We start from the raw sequence: 21,032 nt of genomic DNA, 5'->3' as shown, positions 1-21,032 counted from the left end.
GGTTGTTTGTGCTGGTGAAATTATATTTTCGTTATTATCTGTTTCATTATTATTAACTGATTTATATCTAATAGCAATTTTTTGTTTAATAAATTATCGTTATTAGAAGTTATAAACGCTTCCACATTTAAATTATCGTTTATATAGTTTGCATTTAATGCGCTTAATATAAATGAGTTTTTGAATGTATAAACTTTATTTGGGGTTTTTTCGATGTTGAAAATTTCGTTTTGATCATTTTTGTTTACGTTATAAAGTGTTTTATTTGGTTTTGTAGTAACTTTCAGATATTTAACTTGATAATCTGCATTTAATTCAATATTATCTAATTCAAAAATTGCTTCATATTTGCTGTTTTGTTGAATTAAATTAACACTTTTTGTTAGAACATTTACTTCATCACCTTTTTTGAAGTATCCAATAGTTACATTTGTTGTGGTGTCAAATGCATTATCTGGGTTATTAATTTCGAATGAAATTTTAACTTTTGAAAGAGAATTTATGTTTATTTGTCTAAATTCACTTTCTACTGTTTCTCCTTGTGCAACATCAATAGAGTCAGTAAGATTTAATGTGTTTGATACCATTAAAGAATTTGTTGTATCTAATAAATCATTTTGATTTGCATATCAAATTCCTACAAACTCATATTTTCTGTTCTTGTTTAAGTTTTGTAATGAAAATTCAAGCGAATTATTATTTGCATTAACAGGCACAGAAACTACAGATTCGCTCGCATTTTCTGTATTAGCATTATTTAATGATCTATATTTAACAATGAATTTTTTGCCCTCTAATATGTTATTTGATGAATTTAACATAGCATTTATTGTTAAATTAGATCCACTTAATGAAGAATCTAAAGCTGCTATATTAAGTTTATTTTCAAATTTGAATCCAATCGTTGTATCATTTGTAACGTCATAAACAACGTTATTATTGTGATTATTAACGTTAGCAAAAGTAACTGAAGGTTTATTTAAAATTCTTATTTCCTTTACTTTATATTCATTATTTAATTGGACATTAGAAATATCGAAAAATAATTTTAATTCATTCGAATCATTTGTTATACGAGCATTAGAAGTAAACAATCTTGATTCTTCATTAATTCTGTAGTATGTTAAAACAACTTCTGTATCATTGCTAAATGAGTCATCAGGGTTATTGATAGTAAATGAAAGTCTTGTAGAGTTTAATTCACCAGTAGGGATAATATTATAGTTTGAAACTTCTGTATTAGCTGGAGCAGTTATTTGTTCGTTAGATTGTAAACCTTTATCAATTATTTTGCTTTCGTTTATCGAAACATCATTTTGATCATACAATATTTGGTCAAAAACATATTTTCTATTATTTTTTAAGTTATCAATTGTAAAGTTAAGAGTTCCATTTGATGCTGTAATAGAGTTTGAAATTACATTTTCATTATTATCGATATTTTCATTATTTAATGATTTATATCTAATAGCAATCTTCTTATTATTTTGAATATTATTAGAGATATCGAATGATGCTTGTATATTTAATGTGTTTTTAACTAAACTAGATGTAATTGCAAGAAGTTTGAATTTATTTTCAAATTTATATTCATCGTTAGAATTGCTAAATATTATGTTATTTGCATTAATTCCTTTATAAAGAACACTTGGTTGATTTATTAATTCAATTAATTTAACTTTATATTCTTTATTTAGAGTTATGTTATTTATATCAAATGTAACTTTAAATTTATCTTCAAATTGAGTTAAATTAGCTTCTACAACATTTGATGCTGAATCATTGTTAGATTCCACAAAAGTTAACCTTAATCTTGAGTCTAAACTTAAGGCATTATCAGGATTATTAATTACAAATGAAATTCTTGTTGAATTAAGTTCGCCAGTAGGGATAACTTCATAATTAGAAACCGCAGTTTGTCCTGGATTTGTAATTTGTGAGTCTGTTATATTATCATTAATCACAGATTTAGATTCAGAAAGATTCACATTTGAGCCATCTTCTGTATATAAAAGACTTACAAATTCGTATTTTCTATTACTATTTAAGTTATTTATTACAAAATTTAAATCTCCATTAGCTGCTGCTGTTGATGAATTTGAAATAACTTCTTCACCTGTTGGGTTACCACTTTCGTTAACGGTTCTATATTTAACAGCAAACTTTTTACCATTTAATATATTATTAGATGCATTTATATTTGCGTTAATAGTCATTGTTGGGAAAGTTAAACTAGAATTTAATTGATTAATTATAAAACTATTTTTAAACTCGTGTTTTACAGATGTATTTTGTAAATAATCATAAATAGTGTTATTTTCTTTTTTATTAACATTAAATAGAGTTTTTTCAGGTTTATTAACCAACTTCACATATTTTATTTGATAATCTTTATTTAACTCAATATTGTTCAAATTAAACAATACTGAATAATTATTGTTTTTAGAAATCAATGTACCTGTTGCGTTTAATTCTGTTTCAAGACTTTCTTTTTTAGCATAAACAACTACTAAACTATCTCCTTCGTTTAATGCTTCATCAGGATTATTTACATCGAAAGAAATTGAGGTTGCGTCTAATTTACCAGTAGAAATTACTTGATAATTATTAGCAATTGTTTCTTTTGGATCTATATCAACAGAATTTGTTGTAGATTGTTTAGGAACAAATGTATTAGTGCTTAAAGAAGGATCTTGATCGTTATTTGTGAAAATAACTTGGTCAAATACATATCTTCTATTAGATTTTAAATTACTTATAGTAAATGTGTTTTCGCCATTTTTTAGGACAACAGAGTTAGAAATAACTGTTTCTAAATTGTCATTACCTCTATCATTAACTGATTTATATCTTATTGCAACTTTTTTGCTATTAAAAATTAAATTATTTACATTTATTGATGCAGTAATGTTTAAATTATTGCTATTTAACTCGGAAGATATATTTGTTACTTCAAAATTATTAATAAATCTATATTTTGTTGCATTTGAAATCTCGTCATAAATTATATTATTTGAGTTTATTTGCCCATATGTTTTAGAAGGTTTTTGAACAATTTTTATTAATTTAACCTTGTAGTTTTGATTTAATTCAATATCTCTTAGATTAAATGATGCGCTAAAGTTAGAATCAGAAGCATTTTGAAGAGAACTTATTAATTTTGTTTCTGCATTGGTCGTCTCATTTACGTAAGTTAATTCTACTTCAGTTGTGGTATCAAAAGCATTATCAGGGTTATTTAAATTAAATGAGATATTTCTAGTATTCAATTGACCTGTTTCACTTATTATAAGATTTGATAATGAAGTGGTTCCTGGTGCAGTAATTTTGTTATCTTTATGACTTTGTTTTGGAACAACACTTGTAGTATTTGAGTCTACATTTAAATTTCCTGAAACATAATATAAGTCCACAAATTCATATTTTCTGTTAGGTATTAAGTTTTCTAAAGAAAATTGTAAGCTACCATTTGTTGTTTGTATTGAATTCGAAATTAGTGATTCATTAACGTTTTCTACACCTTGATCATTAACTGATTTGTATTTAATTGCGAATTTTTTATTAGCTAAAATTTCTTGATTTGATGAAATATTTACATTTATAGATAATCTATTATTTTCTAATGTTGAATTTAACGAATTGATTATGAATGAATTGATAAATTTATATTGATCAGTAGAATTATTTTCGTAGTTATATACAACGTTATCAGTATTATTATTTACATTGACATAAGTTTTCTTTGGTTTAGATATAAATCTAACTTTTTTAACTTTGTATTCTTCGTTTATGTCAATTCCGCTGATTTCAAAAATTGCTTTTAATTTGCCTGATTCACTACTCAATTGTCCAATTGATTTAATTTCGGAATTTAAATCACTAACTTTGGCATATGTGATTTCTATATTATCGCCTTGAGCTAGAGAATCTTCAGGGTTATTTATGTTAAATGATAATCTAATTGTATCAAGAGATTCTGTATTAGTTTTTGTGAACCCTGAAAGAGAAATTTCTTTATGAGGAGTAATTATATTGTTACTATTAGACCCTTTATTCACGTTATGAGCTGAATTATTTGATAATTCGTCATCAGTATCACCATAAATAATTTGATCAAAAACATAATTTCTATTTGCTTTTAGATTATTTAATACAAATGTTAAGTTACCACCATTTGAAAAGTTAATTATTTCTGATGTTATTGTTTCATCATTATCAGAGTTTAAATTATTGAATGATCTATATTTTATTGCGAATTTTTTGTTTGTTGCAATATTGTTATTTGAATTAATTTGTACATTAATAGTAGCTGAATTATTATTAGAGTTTAAATTAGAATTTATTGATTCTAATCTAAAATTATTTTCAAATATGTAATCTTTATTATTTGTAAAGGTGTAAATTGAATTATCAGAATTACCATTAACATTATTTTTTGTTAGTGATGGTTTATCTTTTAACTTAAATGATGTTACGTAATATTGCTCATTTAAATTAATTTGAAGGTTGTTAAATGATGCTCTGAATAAATTATTGTTAATTTCTTGAAGTGATGCTTCTACAACTGTTTTTTGGTTCGTATCAGAAGTTTTAACAAATTCCATAACTAATATATCAGAATTCGAGAATGCTCTATCAGGGTTGTTTATTTCTACAGTTAAGTTAGCAGAATTCGTTGTAGAGTCCCCGATTATAAAGTTTGTTATTTGTGTTTGTCCTACTGTTGTTTCAAATTTAGGTTTACTAATGCTTTCTGCAATAGGCACTATTTTAGCATTTAAAGTATCAAAGGCATTATCATTAACACTATCATCAACATAATATATGTTTTCTAATGTATATTCTCTATTTTTAACTAAATTTAAGAATGAAAACTGTACATCACTTGAGTTTATATAAACAATTTCAGAAAGATATACATTATTATTGTTATCTGTATACTTAGCCCTAAATTTCTTGTTTGATACAAATGAATTTTCTGAGTAGTTTAATGTAACTGATAAAATACTTGTAGTTTCATTTACATTTTGAGAAATTCTAGTTATCAAGAAATCATTTTTAAATGTAAGTGATTGATTTGTATCTAATGATGAATCATAAATAGAATTATCTTCTCTTTTATTAATTTTATGTGTTGTTCCATTAATTTGGCTTTTTACTTTAAGTTTTTTAATGGTGTATAGTTTGTTTATATCAGTAGCAACGTCATTAAATGTAACTTTGTATTCACCATTTGTAGCAACAAGGTTAGAATCTTTTGTTAGCGTTTCTTGTGAACCTTCAACAGAATATTCTAAAGTAAGAATTGTTGAATTATCAAAAATTTCATCAGGGTTGCTTATTGTGAATACTAAGTCATTTTTATCCAAAGTAACATTTTCCTTATTAAATGTTATAACCTTTGTTTCTCCTGGTTCTACTTGGATTATATCGGATGCTTGCGGTTCTTTAGGAACTATGTTATTTGCGGTTAACCTATTCAATTCTTCTTCTGTGACTGAAGAATTTTCAATTCAGTATAAATCCTTAAATGTGTATGTTCTATTTGATTTTAAGTTTGCAAGATCTAAAGATAAAGTAGCTGAATCATTAGAAATATCAATTGATGCAACCTTAATTGATGATCATTTAACGTTATTTGAATTATCTAAGTATTTAGCAACAAATGACTTATTATTAAACAATTCATGATTTTGGCTTAAATTAATTGTTAATGATGCATTTTTTGAAGATAAATTATGTGTAATTTGAGATAACTTGAACTTATTAATTAAATCTTTATTTAGAATAGAATCAATTTTAATTTCTTGATTATTATTTGCTTGAGATTCATTCTTATAATTTATATTATGCAGAACCGAACTAGGCTTAGTTTCAAGTCTTAAACTCTTAATTGTGTATGTTTCATTTGTTGCTAATTCTAGGTCGTTAAATATAGCAAAATAATCATCATTTTCATAAGAAAGATTTGTTGATGCACTCTTAATTATTTGATCTTGATCTTTTTTGCTTAATTCTAAAATCACTCTTGTAGATGTGTTAAATGAGTCATCAGGGTTAGTTAATTTAAATCTTAAATCCATTGAACCCAATTTATAATCTGAAGTTATAAATTCTTCGACTTTTGTTTCTCCTGGTTCAATAGAAAATTCTTTTATATCACTAAATAAGTCTTGTATTTTATTATTGTTGGCGTCGTTAAAGTTGTCATCACTAGCTGACTCATCCACTCAGTAAATGCCTTCAAAAGTATAAGATCTATTTTTAGGCAGGTTATTTAACTCAAATGTAAGAGATTTATTATTTTCATTTAAACTTGAACCATTAATTGTATTAGTCCAAATAGTAGATGGAATACCTGATTTATTAACAGTAAATTTAGCTTTGTATTTTTTATTTAATTGTAAATGATTATTAAATTCTAGTTCAGCTTCAATTAAAGCTGAGTTTGATGTTGCAGAATTATTTTGTATATTTAAGGTTTTAACAGCTAATTTATTACCAAATTGGTGTAGATTTGCTGTTGTTTTTTCAAAAATAACATTATTACCATTTATGTTTTCTAAAGCTAATGCAGGTTTTGCTTCTAGTCAAACTTTTTCAATAATATATGTTTTATTAATGTCAAGTAATAAATCATTAAATTCAACTTTAAAATCAGAGTTTTCTTTGATTAAATTAGCACTAATTTCGTGAACTTCATTTGAATCATTTATATTAGAGTATTTTATTTTTAAAATATCATTGTTAGAAAAGGCATTATCAGGATCATTGATAACAAACTTAAGATCTAAAGACCCTAATTTATAATCACTATTGCTAAATGAAAGTAATCTTGTTTCACCTTTTTCAACATTAAATTCATGATTTAATAAAGGTGTTTTTTCTATTTTATTTGATAAATCATTTATGTTAAAGTTATCTATAGTTTTATCGTTAGAATCAAATAAAGCATCAACAAAGGTATATTGACGGTTTCTTTGAAGACCTGATAATTGTAATTCTATCTCATTTCCTGATACAATTGTCGCAATAGAAGATCAAATAACTTTATTGTTTTGATCTTGATATTTTAATCTTATAGATTTATTATTAATGATCTCTTGATCGGCTTCAACAATAATTTTAATGTTTTTATTAATTGTCTCAGTAGGTTGAATATCGGAATCTTGAACGGATTTTAATATGAATTTATTTTCAAAAGTATATTTATTGTTTGTGTTAATATAAATCGAATTATCGTTGCTTGAATTTATATTTTTTCAAGCTTTAGCAGGCTTATTATCTAAGTATAGCTTTTGTACAATATATTGTTTATTTAAATCAATATTGATGTTTTCGAAAATTACTTCAAAATTATCGCTATTTGGAATTTTATTTAACCTAGATCTTATTAATTCGTTAGTTTGTCCAGTTGCTGAATCGCTTTGTTTTGAGTATTCTAGTATAACCTCTTGTCCGTCTTCAAAAACTTTATCTGGGTCATTTATATTAAAGATTAAATCTAAGTCATTTAGTGATTTATTTCTAGTTACAAAAGATTGTATTTCAGTTGATCCAGGTTCAAATTCTACAACATTAGTTATTGAATTTTGTTTAGGAATACTGTGTTTTGTAGCTACTGTTAAAGTTTCTGATGTTGTATTAGGTTCAAATCAATATACATTATCAAAAGTATATGTTCTGTTTGAATTAAGGTTATCAATTGTGAATATTGGATTCTCTATACTATCTATTATGTTAGATCATACTTCAGAACCAGTGTTATCTATGTATTTAACTGCATATTTTTTATTATCGTTAAATAAATTGTCAAAACCAAATGAAGTAGTTAAAACTAATCCATTTTGATTTACATTTTTAGATGCAGAAAGAGAGTTTAAAATAAATGTATTTTTATATGTATATTCCTTGTTATTAGAATTGTTTAAAGAATAAATTTCGTTATTTACGTTATTGTTAACGTTTCTAAATAATTTTCTTGGTTTTGTATTTAACTTAACGGTTTTAATTTTATAAGTTTTGTTAATTTCCATTTCCAAGTTTTTTATTGTGAATGAATAATTATCACCTTCTTTTGATAAAGGTAAATTATCAATTGTATTAATAATTGTTGAATCATTAGGTGAATTATTCTCTTCAACAAAATATTCAACAGTAACTAAGTCACCTTCATTTATTCCATTATCAGGGTTATTAATTAAGAATTTTATTGTGTTTGATGAAAGAGTTTTATTAGATACCTCTGGATCACTTTGTATAAATGTATTACCATAAGGAGTTTCAAAAGAACTAAATATATTCTCTGATTTTGAAACAAAAGCCGAATTTTCATTTACAGTTCCTTCATCTTCGTGTTCATTAATTCAATAAAGTTTATCGAATGTATATTGTCTATTTTTGTCAACTGAGCTAATTTTAAAGTTTAAATTTCCGTCAGATGTACTTAATAAGTTTGTTCATAAAGGATTTTCGCCGTTGTGATCTAAAAATCTTGCTTTAAATTTTTTGTTATTTAAAACATTATTATTGTTTGAGATAAATACATTTACACTCACTGAAAAATCATCTTCTAGAGTTGATTGAACACTATCTATAATGAATTTATTTTCAAAAACATATTCTTGAATATTGTTATTGTGTTGAAAAATAACATTTTCCTCGTTAGAGTTTACATAGTTATAAAGAATATTTGGTTTGTTTTTAAATTTTAATTTAGAAACCTTGTATTTATCATTCAAGTTTATATTTATGTCAGCAAATTTAGCAAAAATTTCATTATTAGAGTTTATAATAGCTTCAGCTTCAATTTCAAAGGTTTCTAATACTTCAGAATTATTTGTTTTTGATACTTTAACATATTCAAGAACAATTGTTTTTGTTTCGTCTTCGTTAAATAATATTGTATCAGGGTTTGAAATTGTAAATTCTAAAGAAAGACTATTTAAAGTTGGGTCTGAAACAATAAAATTAGTAATTTGTGTTTCGCCTGGATTCTTTTCGATTAAACTTTCAATATTTGAATTTTTCTGTAATATTTGAGCATTTTGAATGTCAAAATTGCTTCTATCTTTTTCGCCATCAACCCAATACACATCGACAAGTGTATATTTTCTATTTTTAAGAATATTTGGTAATTCAAAAGATATGACTCCATTCTCATCGATGTAGTCAACAGATGTTCATAATTCTAAGCCATTATTATCTATATATTTAGCTCTATATGTTTTATTTTTTATAAAGTTATTGTTATTTTGAATACTTAAACTAAGTGATGCATTAGTATTGTTTTGGTCGTAATTTGTCTCATAGTTAATGATTTTAAATTGATTCATAAATTTATATGAATTTATTTGATCAACTGTTAAATCATAGATCTTATTGCTATTATTTACTTTAAATTGTGCTTTATTAGGTGTTTCAATTATAGAAAGTCCGCTAACCACATATTCTTCATTAAGATCCATTTCTATTTCGCTAAAAATTAATTTATATGCAGAGTCTTCAATAACTAAACTTGTTTGTTTTGTTAATTTTTGCTCTGGAGATGAAGATTTGAAATACTCTAATTCAAATTTTTGACCCTCTTCAAAGACATTGTCAGGATTATTTATTTCGAATTTTAATGAATTTCTTTCTAAAGTTTGGTTGAATATTTCGTATTTGATTATTTTTGTTAATTGCGGATCTAATGTAATAATATTTTTGATGTTCTTTTCTAATGGAACAATACCTTTTTCGCTAGCATCAAATATCGCTGTGTTATCAGCGTTTTCTACAAAGTAAACGTTTTCGAAGGTAAATTGCCTATTTGAATCTAATTCATCTAAAAGGAATGTTACTTCTTCGTTATCATTTTTTATCGCAATATTTGTTCATTTAGGTTCATTAGTTCCATTAACGTTATATTTAAGTCTTAAAGATTTATTTCTAAATAAATTATTATTTTCATCAAATCTTATTGTAATATTGCTTCTTTTATCTTGAACTTCCGATGATGAAATTTCTAATACTTTAAATTTATTTTCAAAGATATGGCGTTCATCCGTGGTATTAGTTAAATCAAATATTGTATTATCTAAAGTTCCATTAATCCCTCTATAAGGTTTGTTTAATTTGGATTTAACTTTAATATTTTTTACTATGTATTGTTGATTTAACTCCATCGGAATTTCATCAAATAATACATTGAAATTTTCTCCATTTTTGATTAATTGATTTGAAGTTACTTTTTGACTAAATGTTTCATCATTAACTTTTGAATATTCTAGTTCTAAAACTGTGTTTTCATCAAAAGCATTATCAGGATTATTTATTTGAATTGATAAATCATTAGAAGATAATTTAAAATCTTCAAAAGTTCAATTTAATACTTTTGTTATTCCAGGATTTGTAGTAAATGAAAAATCAACATCACTTCTATTTAAAAATCTATTTGTAAAATTGTCATCTTCGCCATATACAAGTCTATCAAAAACGTAATTTCTATTTCTTGTTAAATTATCTAAAGTAAATACAAGTTCTCTAGTTTCGTGAAGAATTATTTGTGCATTAGACTCAATTTCAGATCCGTCTTTTTGAGATCTAAAAATAATTTTTGCCTTCTTACCATCCGGCAATCTACCTTGTTTATCTAAATTAACTCTAATTTTTCTTGATAAAACATCATTTGTATAATCCTCTAAATTAGATACATTAATAACGTCATAAATTTCATTTTTAGTTCTAAATGATGAATTATCTAAATCAGAAAATACATATGAGTATGCTGAGTTGGGATTTTTAGCTGCTGTTTTTAATGAAATTATTTGATATTCAGATGCTGAATCTAGGTTATATAAATTGAAGGCAATTTGATTATTTTCAATTACTCTTCCTTCAACTGTTAAGATATTTTCTGAATCTTTCTTTTTAAAACTTATAGTTACAGGGTTACCAATTTCAATTTTTTGATCAATATCATTATAATTAATTTTTATTAGTGCATGTTCATATGAAATTAAGTTAATATTTTCGTTTTCAGGTTCAAAAGTTATTGAAATAGGTGTTGGTTTTGTTTTTAATGATTGAGTGTATTTAGTAATGTCATTTTTAAATAAATTCAATACTTCATTATTTCTTTCTATGGTAAACCTTTTGATTACATAAATGCTATTACCTGATAAGTTGTTTAATGTAATTCTTGAATTTTCTTTTGTTATATTAAACGTTTGTTCTTCGGATTCGCTACCATCTTTTTCGAGTTTTACATAATAACCGGTAATTTGTTGATTTGGAGCTAGCTTTATTGATTCATTATCTGATATTTCAAAATTTATTTCTAGCGCATTTGCAGCAGCATTTACTAAAGTGGTGTTTGATCAAATTGCAACTTCATATTTAGGAGTTTTAAATTCTTTGTTTTCGAGATTATTTAGCACACTTATTGAATCATCGTAAAATTCTGGTTCAATTGAATCGAAAATATAATTAGTATTTTTCTCTAAAGAATTAAATGCAAAAAAGAATCTTTCATTTTCTTTATCAACTTTAATTTTTGAGCTAATTATTACATTGTTCTCGCCTTGTTTTCTAATTTTTAAAACATAATTAATATTAGGATTAATCAAATTATTGATATCCGCATAACTCACTTCTATACTTGCGCTTGTTGTTGACAAGTCAGAAATATTTCAATTATTAAATGTGATTTTTCTAGCTTTTTCTTTAGTATCGTTAATTCTTTTAACTTCATTATTTATATCGTCGTTTGATATTATAACTGTTTCAGGGTTTGAGTTATGATCAACAACACTGTCTAAAGTATAAATTTTATTAGGATCTAACGAACTAGTATCAACTACCAGTTTACCCTCTTCATTTAAGAAAGTCGGAATTTCAAAAACGTTATCATTAATATCTTTAACAACCGCTACGGCATTATTTGTTTTTAGGTTTTCTGGGATATTAAATTCTATTTGTTTTGAACCATCTGCATTTGTTTTTGCAATTCCATTTAATTTTTTATTAGTTTTGTTTATAAAGATTTCTTCAATTTCATTTAAATTAACTACTTTTTCGTTATTTTTATTTAATAATTCGATTAATGTATATTTTTTATTATTTGGTAATTTTAAATTGTCTGAGGTATCATAAACAGCATTTCCATTTACATTAACTGTAGCTAATATTTCAAATTTATTGCCATCTGCATCTTGGAGGACTGCTTTTATTTCTTGGTTTACTAAATCCAAAGGAAACTTAATTTCTAAGTCTTTTGCACCTTTAGAATCTTCTAAAATTTTATGTGTTATAGCTGGTTTATTGATTTTTGCTCTTGCTGATATTTTTATTTCATTGTTTTTTAGTATAACTTTATCTTTGGTATTTTTGATTTTATCTAATCAAAATTCGCTAGGTGTAGGTAAAAACTTTGTATTAAAACTAACATCACCATTTTCATTTGATGTTGCGTTAATATCAAATTCTTGTCCATATTTATTTACAAAAGTAGCGACTAGATTTTTATTTGAATATTTTTCTGGCATTTTAAGATTAACTAATCTATTACCATTTAAATCTCTTGTTATGCTTCCATCTAAATAATTAGATTTATCAATAGTTAAAATGTCATTATCGAATCTGTTTAGTTCTATTATCGAGTTATTTCATTCATCTTTTATTTCAGATAATATGTATTTTCCACCTTCTTTAAGTAAAGATGATTTTAATTCTAATATTCCATTTACACCAATTGCAGCATCAAATTCATGTTCAACACCATCTAAATCCCTGAAAATTGCTTTTACTTTTTGATTGTTTCTGGCATTATGAAATTCTATAACAATTTTCGCATCCAATTGATTAGATCCAGTTTTATATAAGTTTGCTTCTGGTCTTCTTAATAATGTTTTTTCAGATTCTTTTAGTTCTTCTCATGACTTAATAATTGTTTTATCATATATGTCTAAAATTCTATCTAATCTAAATTCACCTTGGTTTGGTAAAAGATTTGAGTTAAATACTAATTTTCCTTTTTCATCTAATGTTGCTTTATGTTGTGTATAAGGCCCATTTCGATCTTTAAAAACTACTAAAACTTCTTTATTTGAATTTTCTTTAGATAATTTTATGTTTAAGTTTAAAGAACCACTTCTATTAACTGTTATAGTTCTAGAATAGTTTAATTTGTCAATTATCCTTACGTTGTTTTCTAATTCAGAAATATCAATAACTTCATTTGTATTTTTAGAATTTTTATCTTTTATTGAATCTATTTTTCAAATTCTATTTGATTCTAAACTAATCGAATTAAACGAAATTCTAGAATCATTATTTGTTGTTATGTTTTTCTTGATAGTATGACCATCTTCATTTATAAATGTTATTTCTAATTCTCTATTTGCTAAACCAGGGTTAAATTCAAGATGTATTATCTTGTTTTTGTATTGATCTTCTGTGAAATAACCTGATACTGAAGGTCTCTTTATCGGGGTTTTTAATTCATCTGATAAATCTTGACTAGAAACGATTACATTATCTGGGTTTTTAGAATCTATAATTTTTTCTAGTTTATATTCACCAGGTTTAGGAAGCAATGAAGTGTTGATTACTAAGTTTCCTTTTTCGTCCACTTCTCCATTAATAATATGTTCATTTCCGTTTTCATCAACAAAAGCGGCAACTAATGCATTGTTTGTTTTATTATTTAAGGGAATATTAAGTTCTAATTCACCATTTTTATTGTATGAATATTTATTTAAATAATTATTTGAATTATTATCTATATTTGTTCGTTTATCTATAACAATAGGATCTGAATTATTTAAATTAATTACTTTTTGATCATTTAAATCTGTTAAAGATATTAAGGTATATTTTTCGCCATTTAGAAAAATATTAATATTTGCTGTATTAAGTAATAAGTTACCATTACCATCAACAACGGAAGTAGTTACAAATAACTCTCCTTTTGAATTAGAAAATGTTGCTTTAAGCTCATTTCCAATTTGATCATTAAAAAGATAAATTTCTAAATTGCTTCCTTCTTTTAAATTAGAAACTACTTTTGATTCTATTCCAGGTTTGCTAACAGTTCTTCTTGCAACATTTTTTATCTTATAATTAGGTAAAATTATTTCTTCGTCATCACTTATTATTTCTAATAAATTGTACTCATTATTATTGTGCAAGTGGTTTGTATTTAATAAAAGATTACCTTCATTATCTGATCTAGCATATATGACATATTTTTTATTCTTAGAGTCGATAAAAACGGCACTAACTTCTTTATTAGCGTTATTTACACCGATATTTAGTGAAATAATTTTGTCACCATTAATATCGTAACTTAAGCTTGTGGCATGATCAAGTTTGTCGATTAATAACGATCTTGGATCAATGTTTTTTAGATTTGCAACTGGGTTATTATTTAAGTCATGAATAGCAAATAATTTATATTCATGTCCTGTTGGCAAGTTTACTGTACTTACACTTAGTTCGCCATCTGAATTTATCACACCATGTAATTCGTATTGTTTATTATCTTCATCCTTAAATTTTAAAACCACTCTCTTATTTGTTTTTGAGTTATGGAATGATACATGAATTAATTCTTTTTTAGCATCCTTAGAAATCGATATTTCAGGTTTTTTAATTGGTGTTTTTTCTAAATCAGTTAAATCATTATTGCTTTTTAATGTTTCATTGTTGTCTTTGTTTACTATTTTATTTAAAATAAACTCACCCTCACTAGGCAATAGTGAAGTATCAAAAATTGCGTTTCCATTGTTATCTAATATTCCGTCAACAGTGTATTCATTACCATTTTTATCAGTAAAAACGGCCACAATATTTGTTTTATCATTAACATTAGAAATTTTTGAAGATATAATTACATCTCCGTTTTTATTTACACCAAAATTGTTTGAATAATCTCTTAAATCAATTGTTTTTAATTTTTTATCTACATCATTTAGATTAATTACTGGGTTAGGGTTCTTTTTATCAATGTCAATAACTTTCTTTATCTCTCACTTATGCCCATATTCTAGTTTTGATGTATCTATCAATAAGTTTGATGATTTATCAACTTTCAATTCTAGTTCAACAATTTTGCCTTCTTCATTTTGGATTTCTAATCTCAATGTTCTATTAGCAAGACCTGGGTTAACATTTCAATTAATAACTTTTTCAATTGTGTTTGCTTTAGTACTGATATCACCAATAACACTTGGTTTTCTAATTGGTGTTAATAATTCTTTGGGCAAATTGGATTCACTAACAATTACATCGTTAGAATTTTTTGATTTAGAAATTTTGTTTAATGTATAAAAACCAGGTGTTGGTAAAACACTTGTATCAAAACTAATCAGACCATGTTCAGTTATTGTAGACTCAAGATAATATTCAACACCATTCTCGTCTACAAAAATACCCACAAGTTTTTTGTCTTCAATATCGTTTAAAGCTTCCTTGGATACATAAATTTCTAATTTAATATCACCATTTTCGTTGTAACTGTAATATCCTAGATATGAGTTTTTATTATCCTTGTTAAGATTTTGATATAAAAGCAATCCAGCTAAACTAGCTGCTACAGTCCCTGATATTAAAAGCGGAAATAGTAATAACGCTGCCTTCCTTCTTCTTTTTTTCTTTTTAAATTCATCTGGTAAATTTTTAACTGTCATATTCCCTCACATTTTTAATTTTTTTAAAGATGCATAAATTATACTAAAATCTATGATTTTAATACTAGACAAAAAGATGCGCATTATTATGCATTTTGTCTAGTTATTTTGCTTTATTTTTTCTAATAAAAATTTTAAAAAATTACTAATTTTTATGAAAAATTTTCATATTTTTTGTAAATAAATAAGTCTTTTTTCTTAATATATATACGGTATATTATAATTAAAATATAACTTTAAAAGGAGGCTTATGTTTGATTCAGAATTAAGAGAACAACAAAGACAATTAAGAGATATAAGTTACAAAATTCAAAGTAAAATAAATTTACATGAAAGAGAATTAGCAGCATTACAAAAGAAATATGATAATGCAAATGGTCGTGTTGAAGAGAAAATTGACTCACTTTTAAAAAACTTTAATAATGATATAAATAATAATGTGTTAAAGTTAAAAAAGGTACTAAGCGAAATCTTAAAAACTTACGAAAAAGATATATTACAAATAGAAGAAAATATACTTCAAAATATCAATGAAGCAAGAATAGAATTTGATGACAAATACAACGAAAAACTAAATGAATTAATCCTTTTCAAAGGAGGTATTTAAAATGTCAACATTATCTGAAAATGATATAAAAGAAATAAAGAATGCAATAAAAGAATTCCAAACATTGTATTCTTCACTTGAAACAAGAATTTACAAAGAAATATACAGATCTAAAATGAGGGAATCTGAAAATAAAATAAATAGTTATATAAACGAAAGCGAAAAAGCTTTATCAAGCGCAACTAAAATAGTTGATAATGCCAACATTAGATTATCTTCTTATTTCAAAAACGATAGCGATAATAGTATTTCAAAGAAATTAAATAATACAATAAATAAAGAAGCTGATGAATACGAAAAAGAAGTAAATAGATTATTTTCAAGCTATCCTAAAATTGAAAGTGACCTAGGCCAAGAATTTTTAACATTCAATGTGCAAACATTTAATGATCATAAAATTAATTTTGATCCAAATAAGTTTATTAATAATAAAAAAGCAGGAGAATAAAATGGCTTCAACATATGATTTTAAAAATATATTAAAAGAACTTAAAAAAGCTGAAAATAATCTAGATAAATTTGAAAATTCTTTAAATAAATTAGCCAATAATTCTCAGCAACTTAAGTTTAATTCTAGTAGATATGGGGCACATGAATTGGAGAAAAAAATTTCAAATTCTTTCCAAAGCGCTAATTCCGAGATAGAAAAAGAAGTTTCAAAAATAATAAGTAATATTGTTAATATTACAAAAGCATCAAAAGATAAAATGAGAATTAAAATTAATGAACAAAAACAAAGAATTATTCATTTAAACAAAGAACTAAGAGATATTTATGAAATTAATTTAGAATTCATTAATTCTAATTATGAAGAAACAATAAAACTAGCAAAAAAGTTCTATGGCGGGACAAAGGCTTCAAATTATGCAACTTTATTAATGCTAGAATCTTATACAAAATTATGTTCTGGCAAAATTAATAATTTTATGCAGGAAGATTTTGATTTTTACTTAGATTTTTATGTTGCTTGCAAAAGATCAAATTCTAAAAAATACATTATTTATGCAAGAAAATATTTATTTTATGCAGTGTGGCTAATGATTAAACTTTTCCCTAATAACTTGAATGATGAAGAAAAATATAAAATTATTAAAAAAGGTTTTGATTGTTTTTTAGAGTTTGATGATGATGAAAAAAATGAAACAAAGACTCTTTATGATGATTTATATTATGCAGGAATTGAGTTATATAATAACTTTATTTCGAAAGCTTATAACAATTTTATATATGACAATGTTAAAGCATTGTTAGTAGATTCGAAATATTTTAAAAATGAAGATATTAAATTAGAATTTTTCAAAGATAGTAATTGTGATTCAGCAAAAATATTCCGCTATATATTAGATAAAGGTGATATTGCTGATAACTCAAACATCAAAAAAGCATTTAAAGATACTCTAAACTTAGCGCTTTCAGAAAACAAACAAGAATACTTTGACTATTGAATAAGTGTATATGATTTAAGAGGTTAAGAATTTCTGGAAGAAATTATCAATATACAAGAAGATAGATTAACTATTTCGCAAGAAATTTTAACCTCATTAAGAAAAAGTGTTTTAGAAATTAAAAAAATTGCTGAATTATTTTTAAATATAGCAGAAAATATTTATAACTATTTAAAAAGCTTAGATAAAAAAATAAGTCTTGATAACTTTGTTTTTGCTGCTCCACATTTAAATGAGATTGTAATACTTGTTACTAATGCAAAAATAGAAGAAAGCGAAAACGAAACAGTTATCAAGGGAAGAAAAATTTTAGATGATATACTTTTTGGAATGATATTTAAATACAGGAGAAAATGCTCAATTTATAATGAGCAAGTAATTAAAGATTTAAATAAAGTGCTACAAGATTCGTCATCACGTTTAGACAGGCCAAAATTAAAAAAACTTATTAAATTCGATAAAAGCAAAAAACATCAAGACAAAACAGATATATATGTAAAATTAGTAACTGAACAAATTTTAATTAAAAATAAAAAAATTATGATGTGAGCCATTATTGCAGGAGTAACTTCGTCAATAATATTAACTATTTTGCTTTTAGTTTTATTCCTAGTAATTCTTGTTTAACTTTTTTACATTTTATTTTAAATAATAAAATAATATATAGCAATTGTTAAATAAAAATCCAAAACTATAATGTTTGTTAAATCAAAATTAAATTTTCTGGTTTGGATTAATTAATAAATCTTTTATAATACTACAGTAACTATAAAGAGAAGGGGAGAGACAAGCTCTATGAACCTTCAGCAACTTACCTAACAAAGGCAAAGTGCTAAAGCTTGTATGATAGTGAAGGTTTAATTTTCATAAAATAATTAACTTCCTATCATAACTATAGGAAGTTTTTTCTTTCTTTTTTTAGTTACTATTAATTATTAAAAAAGGAGAAAAAATGATAAAAATATTTGATGAATTAGCAAGTATTTGTATTAAAAATAACATAATTAAAAAACAAAAAATTGAGGAACTAAAAAAAGAATATAACGAAATAGATGCAATAGTTTCAATAATTTCAACAGAAGAATTTATATTGAATTATGAAAAAGTTGAATCTGCATGAAATTTATTAGAAAATACTCATTTAAAGAGTCCTAATTTTATAATTAAATTTTTGAAAAAAATATGATACGATTCAAAAAATGATTTTATTGCACTTATTTTAAAAAAACATGTTGATAAGAAAATATTAAATGACACTAAATTTATTAAGCAAGTTTTAGGTGTGTGAAGTTTTTTTAATTTATTTGATTTTGATATTAATAATGAAGATCATTATAATATCGTTTTAAACAAAATAATAGATCACGGATATTTATTTGGAATGTTAAGTTATGATTTTAAAAATAATAAAAAATTTGTAATGGATGCCATAGAAAAAAATCCAGACATATTGACTGATATATTTGATAAATTTAAAGATGATTCTCAAGTAATGGAGTTAGCAGTTAAAAGACTACCAAACAACTTTAAATATGCTTCGGATCGACTTAAAAATGATTTTGATTTTGCATCAATAGCTATTAAGAAAAAAGGCGATAATTTAAAATATGCATCAAGTTGATTAAAAGATAAAAAAGATTTTGTTTTACAAGCAATACAAAAAGACCCACATTCAATAAGATATGCTTCAGATAGACTGAAAAACGATAAAGAATTGGCATTATTAGCAATCAGTAAAAGACCTGGTTCTTTACAATTTCTGTCTGATAAATTAAAAGATGATAAAGAAGTTGTATTACTTGCTGTTTCATTATCGCCTTCTAAAATAATAAACTCATCAGATAGATTAAGAGGAGACAAAGAAATAGTCAAAAAATCTATGCGAGATATTTATTTTTTAAGACATTCAGAATATGTGTCTAAAAAAATCAAGAATGACCCTGATGTATTTAAATGAATAGCAGATGCTTATAAAGGAAAATAATATTATCAAGAATAATTAAAGGAGAAAATAAATGAGATTGGTAAGATTAGATAATTTAAATGAAATGTGGGAATTAAAAAGATTATATGGGATAAACTTTGTTGGTGTGTTAAATGGATACCAATTTTATAAGATCCACAACAATAACATTATATCAATTGAAGAAGAAAGAACAGCTGAGCTATTAAAGTTAAATAGTGTAAGTAAGTTGAAACTTGTTGTAGCGGCAATGTATTTTGAAACAAGTAAAGATTAAATATTAAAGTTTGAATAATAATTGAAAACGGTTGATTTAAGATTTTTAAGTATTTTAGGATTAAAAATTGTAAATAATAAAAACACTCATAATTAATGTATTTTCATACAAATTATGGGTGTTTTTTTGTAATTTTTAAGCAAAAAAGCTTAAACTTTAAGACGTTTTTATCTTTGGCCTTTTAAAAAGTATCAAATAATGTGATCTAAATCTTCAATATTAAAATCACTAAATTCATTATTCATTTTTACTTTTTCCACTATCTTTTTTATATCATTCGTATATAAAAGATATTTATTGATATATTCATCTATTTTTCTAATTTCATGATTAATTTTATAAGTATTTTTATTCTTATTAGAATTCTCGTCCACATATTTATTGTAAAAATAAAAAAGATTATCAGAAACTACACTGTCATATTTAGGGTATTTAACTTCTCCTAGAATTATTTTCGAAGCATATGCGCAAAATTTAGAAGCAAAAGATAAGTTAAACCTGTTTTTTTCATTATTATTATCAATTATTGCATCTGTTATTTTAAACAATATATGATTTTCGTTTAGATCATCATTTTTTAATTCTTTTTCTAATTGTTCTTTATTTGGCGCAATTTCAATTATTCTATTAAGAATTTCTAACCTTGTTCCCTTAATTGCTTCCAAATGAGTTGAATTGCTTCTATCAATAGAAATTATAGATCCCAAGATCGCTTTTTTGTATTCATCTTCGGCATTTTTATCAGTTTTCATAACCCTTTCGAATCAGTATGATGATGAACCAGCATAACCTTCTAGCTCTTCTTTCTCGCCACTTATGATCGATTTTAATTTAAACATAAATTTTTTGTCAGGCTCTTTAGCTAAAGGGTCTAGATTATAGTTTGAATCAACATATAAAACAGCATTAATAAAATCCCTATTTTTCTTATTTAAAAGGGGTAATCACTTTTCAGATTGCTCATTCTTTTTTGTTTTTTCTATAACTTCATATAATTCAAAAAATTTTTCATATTTTTCTAAATTATTCATTTTTCCTCCATTTATTTTTGCTCAAAACTACATTTATT

At 24.6% G+C, this 21,032-nt stretch carries 8 protein-coding genes and 1 riboswitch; of the genes, 6 read left to right on the top strand and 2 right to left on the bottom strand.

Annotated features, from left to right (window positions below; translation table 4 throughout):
- Positions 1-20: 20 nt before the first annotated feature.
- Positions 21-15,671, bottom strand: a complete 15,651-nt coding sequence (locus AXW82_RS00675; protein WP_004794985.1) for a DUF1410 domain-containing protein — start codon at positions 15,669-15,671, stop codon at positions 21-23.
- Between the two features lie 250 nt (positions 15,672-15,921).
- Here AXW82_RS00675 and AXW82_RS00670 point away from each other — a divergent pair, with 250 nt between their 5' ends.
- The 6 genes from AXW82_RS00670 to AXW82_RS00650 all read left to right on the top strand — a co-directional run bounded on the left by AXW82_RS00670 (position 15,922) and on the right by AXW82_RS00650 (position 19,963).
- On the top strand, positions 15,922-16,278 hold the full coding sequence (locus AXW82_RS00670; protein WP_004794987.1) for a hypothetical protein: 357 nt from the start codon (positions 15,922-15,924) through the stop codon (positions 16,276-16,278).
- Between the two features lies 1 nt (position 16,279).
- A complete protein-coding gene (locus AXW82_RS00665) occupies positions 16,280-16,726 on the top strand; it encodes a hypothetical protein (RefSeq protein WP_004794989.1) in 447 nt (148 codons plus the stop codon).
- 1 nt (position 16,727) lies between these two features.
- A complete protein-coding gene (locus AXW82_RS03670) occupies positions 16,728-17,750 on the top strand; it encodes a hypothetical protein (RefSeq protein WP_004794992.1) in 1,023 nt (340 codons plus the stop codon).
- A gap of 303 nt (positions 17,751-18,053) precedes the next feature.
- Entirely contained in the window at positions 18,054-18,350 is a 297-nt protein-coding gene (locus AXW82_RS03665) for a hypothetical protein (protein WP_004794994.1), read from the top strand.
- A gap of 136 nt (positions 18,351-18,486) precedes the next feature.
- A riboswitch (SAM riboswitch) is annotated at positions 18,487-18,576 on the top strand.
- Between the two features lie 99 nt (positions 18,577-18,675).
- Positions 18,676-19,707: a DUF4116 domain-containing protein gene (locus AXW82_RS00655; protein WP_004794996.1), complete on the top strand. Its 1,032-nt coding sequence runs from the start codon at positions 18,676-18,678 to the stop codon at positions 19,705-19,707.
- Positions 19,708-19,738: 31 nt separating this feature from the next.
- Complete coding sequence (locus AXW82_RS00650) at positions 19,739-19,963, top strand: hypothetical protein (protein ID WP_060913315.1); 225 nt, start codon at positions 19,739-19,741, stop codon at positions 19,961-19,963.
- 167 nt (positions 19,964-20,130) lie between these two features.
- Here the strand turns inward: AXW82_RS00650 and AXW82_RS00645 are convergent, their stop codons facing one another.
- Positions 20,131-20,994 (bottom strand): hypothetical protein, encoded by an 864-nt coding sequence (locus AXW82_RS00645; RefSeq protein ID WP_060913314.1) that lies wholly within the window; start codon positions 20,992-20,994, stop codon positions 20,131-20,133.
- Positions 20,995-21,032 lie beyond the last annotated feature (38 nt).

Origin of the sequence: Mycoplasmopsis canis PG 14, from assembly GCF_001553195.1 — a bacterium.
GTDB classification, from domain to species: domain Bacteria; phylum Bacillota_I; class Bacilli_A; order Mycoplasmatales; family Metamycoplasmataceae; genus Mycoplasmopsis; species Mycoplasmopsis canis.
The sequence above is the reverse complement of the archived record's forward strand: the minus strand, read 5'-3'. Positions and strand labels throughout refer to the sequence as shown.